This is a genomic window from Gemella sanguinis ATCC 700632 (assembly GCF_000701685.1).
Taxonomy (GTDB): Bacteria; Bacillota; Bacilli; order Staphylococcales; family Gemellaceae; genus Gemella; species Gemella sanguinis.
In genome coordinates, this window is the sequence record NZ_JNJO01000013.1 from 37721 (window position 1) to 45181 (window position 7461).

Consider the following 7461-nt stretch of genomic DNA (forward strand, 5'->3'; position numbering starts at 1 on the left):
CTATTTAGAAAGGAATAATTATGTACGATTATTTAATAGTAGGAGCGGGGTTGTCAGGTGCAATTTTTGCTCACGAAGCAACAAAAAAGGGAAAAAAAGTAAAAGTAATAGATAAACGTGATCATATTGGTGGAAATATCTACTGTGAGAATGTAGAAGGTATTAATGTCCACAAATATGGTGCACACATTTTCCATACATCTAATAAAGAGGTGTGGGAATATGTAAATCAGTTTGCTGAATTTAATAATTATATTAATTCACCAGTGGCGAACTACAAAGGTAAGCTATACAATTTACCATTCAATATGAATACTTTTTATGGATTATGGGGAACAAAAACTCCAAAAGAAGTAAAAGCAAAAATTGCTGAACAAACTGTTCATCTTAAAGACACTGAACCTAAAAATTTAGAAGAACAAGCAATTAAACTTATAGGAACAGATGTGTATGAAACTTTAATTAAAGGATATACAGAAAAACAATGGGGACGTAGCGCTACAGAACTACCGCCATTTATTATTAAACGTCTTCCTGTGCGTTTTACATTCGATAATAACTACTTTAACGATAGATACCAAGGTATTCCTATTGGAGGGTATAATGTTATTATTGAAAATATGTTAAAAGGTATTGAAGTTGAGCTTAATGTTGACTTTTTCGAAAACCGTGAAGAACTTGAAGCGAGTGCTAAAAAAGTAGTGTTTACAGGTATGATAGACCAATACTTTGACTATAAATACGGTGAATTAGAATATAGAAGTTTACGCTTTGAGCATGAAGTATTGGATGAAGATAATTTCCAAGGAAATGCTGTAGTGAACTATACTGAACGTGAAGTACCATATACACGTATTATTGAACATAAGCACTTTGAAAAAGGTACTCAAGAAAAAACAGTTATTACTCGTGAATTTTCAGCGGATTGGAAACGTGGGGATGAACCATATTATCCAATTAATGATGAAAAAAATAATGCAATATACCAACAATATTTAGAAGAAGCTAAAGGCAAAGATGTAATATTCTGTGGGCGTTTGGCGGACTATAAATACTATGATATGCATGTAGTAATAGAAAGAGCGCTTAATGTGGTGCGTGAAGAGTTAGGAGAGTAGTAATAAAGATTGCCTTAAATTATTATTTGTAAGAGTGTGCTTATAAATACATACATCTATAAACCTACCATTGCATGTTTGTGGTGGTAGGTTTTTGAGGAGAAATAAAGCAGAGGAGGAACTTAGGTGAAAGTAATTAGAAATTATTTGTACAACTTATCGTATCAAATATTAAATATAATATTACCGATTATCACAGTACCTTATGTCACGCGTATATTTACTAGTGAAGAATTAGGTAATTATGGTTTTTATAATTCAATAGTAAGTTATTTTGCTTTGTTTGCGATGTTAGGGATTAGTATTTATGGTACAAAGCAAATAGCTGCTTCTAGAGATGTAAGTAGCACTTTTTGGAATATTTACATCATTCAAGTTATTACGAGTGGTATAGCAATAGTAATATACTTCTTTATAATAAAATTAATACCTGGAATGTCAGGTATGATACCATTAATATTAGCGATTAGCTTATTTGGAAAACTAGTCGATATATCTTGGTTATTCTCAGGTAAGGAAGATTTTAAAAAGATTACTATTCGTAATGGTATAGTAAAACTAGCTGGTGTATTAAGTATCTTCACTTTTATTAAAAGTCAAGACCAATTATATCTTTATGTATTTTTCTTAGTAATCTTTGATTTTCTAGGACAATTAGTAATGTGGGTACCTGCGAAAAAATTTTTAAGAAAACCTACATTTAATAAAGAAATTATTAAAACACATATTAAACCGACGGTAATGCTATTCCTACCTCAAGTTGCGATTTCTCTATATGTTGTACTAGATAGAACGTTACTAGGGGTTTTAGGTTCATACTCTGATGTAGGTATTTATGAACAAGGGCAAAAGTTAACGAGTATATTGTTAACGGTAGTAAGTTCATTGGGAACAGTTATGCTACCGAGAGTGTCAAATTTACTTTCGGATAATAAGCATAAAGAAGCGGAAAATATGGTTAAGTTCTCTTTTACATTGTATAACCTAATTATTTTCCCAATGGTATTTGGTTTGTTAGCTGTTAATGAAATATTCATTAAACTGTTTTTAGGTGAAAGTTTCCAAGATGTAAAATATGTTATTTACATAATAACGATAAATATTATGTTTATAGGCTGGACGAATATACTTGGATTCCAAGTGCTTGTAGTGAGAGATAAAAACAAAGAGTTTATGTTATCTACAACAATACCAGCGGTGGTCAGTGTTCTCGTTAACTTAGCCATGATACCATGGCTTGGTTATATTGGAGCAAGTATAACATCGGTAATTGTAGAATTTTTAGTGTTTGCCATACAGTGGTTCTATAGCCGAAATATTATCAATAAGAACTTATTATTTAATACAGAATTGTTGAAAATTATAGTTGCGTCAACAGTGATGTTTGCTGTTATTGAAGGTGCTAAAATTGGATTAGGGCTAAGTGGGTTAATAGGCTTAATAGTATATGTTGCCCTTGGAGGAGCGATATATCTTGTTATATTATTTATACTAAAAGCTATAAATATTCGAGAGATAAAAGCTACACTAAAACATTAAAAGTAATATAACAAATTAATATGATAAAACCAACTGGATAAAGTATCTGGTTGGTTTTTTATTTCGGAAAATCGTGTTGAAAAATATTTTTCTCAGTATGGTAAAAATTAGTGCTGAATTTTATCTTTATTTAGGTATAAAGTAGATAAAAAATGTTGCTTACATAATAAAAAAATAATATAAAATTAAGATATGTAAGCTTTGAAAACGCACTAATTGATACTTAAAATCAGAGTTTGGAAACGAAGAAAACGCTGTAAAATTAATGAAATAAGGTAAATTTTCTGACAATAATACAAAATACAAAAAAATTAAAAAAAAATATGTTTTTTCGGTTCAAATATTTTACTTGTAGCTAATTATAATGTTATAATAACTAGTGCAAATAGCGGACTAGTGCTAAAATACTAGTTTTTTACATGTTCATAATGAAAATATTATTAAAAAAATATTAAAGGAGAAAAAACGTGATCGGAAAAAATAATTTATTAAAGAAACAACAGAAACAAGGAACCCGAGTTGAAACTTACTCAATTAAGAAATTTAAAGTAGGTGCAGCGAGTGTTCTTGTCGGTGTAGGTATTTTCTTTGGAGCAGGAGCAGCTCAAGCGAGTGACCAAACTGCAGAAAATACAGCCGGAAAAAATACTAATGTAGATACAGGTGTAAGTAATAATACTAATAATGCTAATGTTGCAGCTAATACAAATGTAGCAACAGAAGCTAAAAAAGTAGAAGCTAACACAAATGCTACTACAGAAGCAAAAGTAGAAACTAAAGAAGCAGCAAAAGCAGAAGTAAATGCAAATGCTACAGCTGAAACAAAAGTTGAAGCTGACAAAAATACTGCAACAGAAACTAAAGTAGATGCTGAAAATAAAGAAGTTGAGGCAAAAGCTGAAACTAAAGAAGCAGCTGATAAAAAAGAAGAAACAGCTAAAGAAGACAAAAAAGAAGAAGCTAAACCAGCTGCAAAAGAAGAGAAAAAAGAAGTAAAAGTAGATAATTCAAAATTAACTAACTATATTTCAAACATTGAATCTAATATTCAAAACGGAAAATATGCTAATAAAACTGACGAAAGTCTAGATGAACTTAAAAAAGCTTTAGCTAATGCTAAAATCACAGCAGGTACAGCTACATCTCAATCACAGTTAGATAAAGCTTACCAAACATTAGTTACTACTGCTAACTCAAGATTAAGAAATAGATCTAAAGATGCAGTAGAAAGCAAAGTAGAAGTTAAACCAGAAGACAAAACTGAACCAAAACCAGGAACAAACGCTATTGCTAACACAGGGAAAAATGACCCTCGTAATGGAAAAGAAATCAATAAAAATGCAGCATTCCGTGCAGATGTAGCGGGAGCAGCATCAGGAATCGGTGCAGATGTTGAGGATGCAACAGCAACACCAAAAGCAGAAAAACCAACAGAATTTTCTAAAATTAATGCAAAAGAACTAGTTAAACAAATTAACTGGTTAGATTTTGGAGATACAAGTGCTTGGACTAATACCACAAAAGCTAAAGATGGTAGAACAGCTCTTCAAGTAGGATCAACTTACACTAAAGAAATTATGCCTGGATATATAGTTAATATTAAGGTTAAGAGTCTTAAACCATTCCAAACAACTGAAATCTATAAAAACCGTATGGAAGCAGAAGGTGCTACAGAAGCTGAAAAAGCTACATATGATCCAAATGCAAAAAATGGATATATTGGAACTATTGGAGATCCTACAACTAGAGCAGCTTTCGCAAACAGAGAAGAAGCATTAGTAGTAGCAGACGCTCAAAATCGTTGGACTGAAATTCGTACAGAAGGAATTGATACTGGTTCAAAACGAACAACAATTTCATCAGAGTATAATGGTGCGAATATCGGTGTTCAATTTGAGATTTCTGCAACATTCCGTGGTAAATCAGTGAAACCTGCAGTAGTAGCTGCTGATGGTGAGTCAGCTAACCCTGGTGAATTAGTAATGTTCACAACGAATGGTACTGGTTGGAAACATATCGGAGAATGGAAAAAAGCTACTTATGGGGGAAATACTAAAACGTATGTAGTTCAAGACACACACAATTATTTTGATCCCGCAAATAACTATAGTAGAGCAAAATTTGTTGATGTAAATGGTACTAAAATATCAGGACTAAACTTGGAATTACTTCGTAATGCTAATGAGGTTGGCCCAGATAAAAAACCAGTAGCGTGGAAATACTTTGGTAGCCCAGACCAAGTTACGGGAGGATTAGGAACTGGAGTTTTCGGACCAAACGTGTCTGCTAACCGTTTTTCAGTACCCCTAGTTATGACTCAAGGAGCTTCAGAAGTGGGACTTTATATCGCATCATCAGGTAAACAATCTGCTATGCTTGGATTCTTCCCTCTTGATGAAGGAGACGCTCCAGAAAGTTATGGGAAAGCACAACACTCAATTGGAACGGTAGATGGTGTAACAGGTACAAAACTTGCTCAACCATACTTAGGAACTGTAAGTCCTGATATGGATGAAAATAACGCAAAAGACTGGACAGGTGATGACAACACTATTTCAGCCGATGAAGGTGTTGATCAAATCGTACCTGATAACTTAAAAGGTCAAACTAATGATATGATTAAATTAGACCGTACTCGTCCAGGGACGTATACTTTAGATGTTGAAGCACATACTGATGGCGCTCCTAAAGCGTATGTTTACGGTTGGATTGACTTTAACCAAAACGGAACATTCGATGAGGATGAACGTTCTGACTTGGCAACTATTACAAAAGATGGACCAGTTAGACTTGAATTCAGAAATGCAAAAACAATGATTGACCCAAGTGTTACTGAATTAGGTACACGTGTTCGTATTGCTAGTAATCAATCAGATATTGAAAACCCAACAGGTTTAGCTTTATCTGGAGAAGTAGAAGACTTTAAAACTCAAATTACTTTCCCTCCAAAAGGTGAGCGTAAAGAAACAATCGATGTTCAAGGAGCGACACAAACAGCAACAGTTGCTTTCACGGCTCAAGGACTATACAAGTACAACCGTGATAAAAATGCAGAAATCGATCAAACTGTAGCTCCAGTTATTATTGATAATAGAACGAAACAAGTAATAAATCCAAAAGCTGATGGATATTATGTAATACCAGGAGAAGGTAAATATAAAGTTACTCCAAACGGTAATAACGTAGATATTGAATTTACTCCAGAAGATAACTTTGTAGGAACTGCGAGCGGTATAAGTATCCGTCGTACAGATGATAATGGTTATACAACTGATTGGGTTTCTAAAGATAAAACATTATTACCATCAATTAATGAAGTGATGGACAATATGGATGGTCTTTACATTCCAACAGTAACACCTAAAAATATCGAAGGTGTTGACAAAACTTCTACTGACGTTCAAGGTGCAACTCAAACAGGAACACCTGAGTTTGAATTAGAAGGAACTAACAGCAACGGTGAAAAAGTTAAAGTAACACCTGATTTAGAGTACGGAGCTAAATTTATTGACCCAGCAACAGGTCAAGAAACAGATGATTATATAGTGACAGTAGAAGGAGAAGGTACATATATATTAGACCAAGCAACAGGGCAAGTAACATTTAAACCTGAACCAGGATTTACTGGAACAGCAAAAGGTATTACAGTATCAATTACAGCTCCAGTTGGTAGAGATAAAGATGGTAATGTACCAGCAGATGCTCTTAAAACAGCAACAGCTAAATACATACCAACAGTAACACCAATTACTTTAACACCAACAAATAAAGTTTCTGAAGATGTACAAAATGTACCTCAAACACAAACTCCAACATTTGAATTAAGTAATGATAAAACAGCAGAAATCACTAGTAAGAAATTAGTAGATCCAGCAACAGGTCAACCAACTGATGCAACTACTGTAACAGTGGCAGGAGAAGGTAGCTACACTATCGATCCAACAACTGGGGCAGTAACATTCGTACCAGAAAAAGATTTCGTTGGAACTGCAAAAGGTGTAACAGTTCAAGCAACTGCAACAATTAAAAATGAAGATGGTAAAACAACTACAATTACTGCAGACGCAACGTACACACCAACAGTAGTACCAGCTGTACCAACAGCACAACCAGCTAAATCAATCGATGTTCAAGGTGCAACTCAAAAAGGTAAACCAACATTCGAAGGTACAACTGTAACAGTTAATGGCGAACAAAAACCAGTAACAATCAAAGAAAACAGCTATACATTAGTTGATAAAGATGGAAATGAAGTAACATCAACTCCAGCTTATGCTGAAGATGGAACTACTGTAATTGGAACACATACTATCGATCCAACAACTGGAGAGGTAACATTTACTCCAACTGATAAATCATACTCAGGAAAAGTAACACCAGTAAGTGTTCAAGCAGAAAGTTCAAATGGAATTAAAGTATCAACAACTTACACACCAGAAATCGTACCTGTAACACCAACAGCTGAAAATGCAGCAACAAAAGATATTCAAGGTAAAACACAAAAAGGTAAACCAACATTCGAAGGTGGTAAAGCAACAGTTGATGGTGTAGAAAAAACTGTAGAAATTGATGAAGACACACCAGCAACATTCGAAGATGGATCAAAAACTAAGACAATTCCTGGAGAAGGTACATATACAGTAGCGCCAGATGGAACAGTTACATTTGTACCAGAAAAATCATTCACAGGAAAAGGAACTGGAGTAACAGTTAAACGTGTAGATAAGAATGGAACAGAAGTAACGGCTAAATACACACCAACAGTAACACCAGTAACACCAACTGCAGATCCAGCAGAAACAAC

3 protein-coding genes are annotated in these 7461 nt (G+C 33.8%); all 3 read left to right on the forward strand.

The features are described from left to right. The first annotated feature begins 20 nt into the window (after positions 1-20). Positions 21-1118, forward strand: a complete 1098-nt coding sequence (glf, locus tag T369_RS0106660; protein ID WP_031553355.1) for a UDP-galactopyranose mutase — start codon at positions 21-23, stop codon at positions 1116-1118. Between the two features lie 126 nt (positions 1119-1244). Continuing rightward, a complete protein-coding gene (locus tag T369_RS0106665) occupies positions 1245-2657 on the forward strand; it encodes an oligosaccharide flippase family protein (RefSeq protein WP_031553358.1) in 1413 nt (470 codons plus the stop codon). Between the two features lie 467 nt (positions 2658-3124). Continuing rightward, the coding region (locus T369_RS0106675; RefSeq protein ID WP_081821903.1) for a CshA/CshB family fibrillar adhesin-related protein at positions 3125-7461 on the forward strand (4337 nt) is incomplete at its 3' end.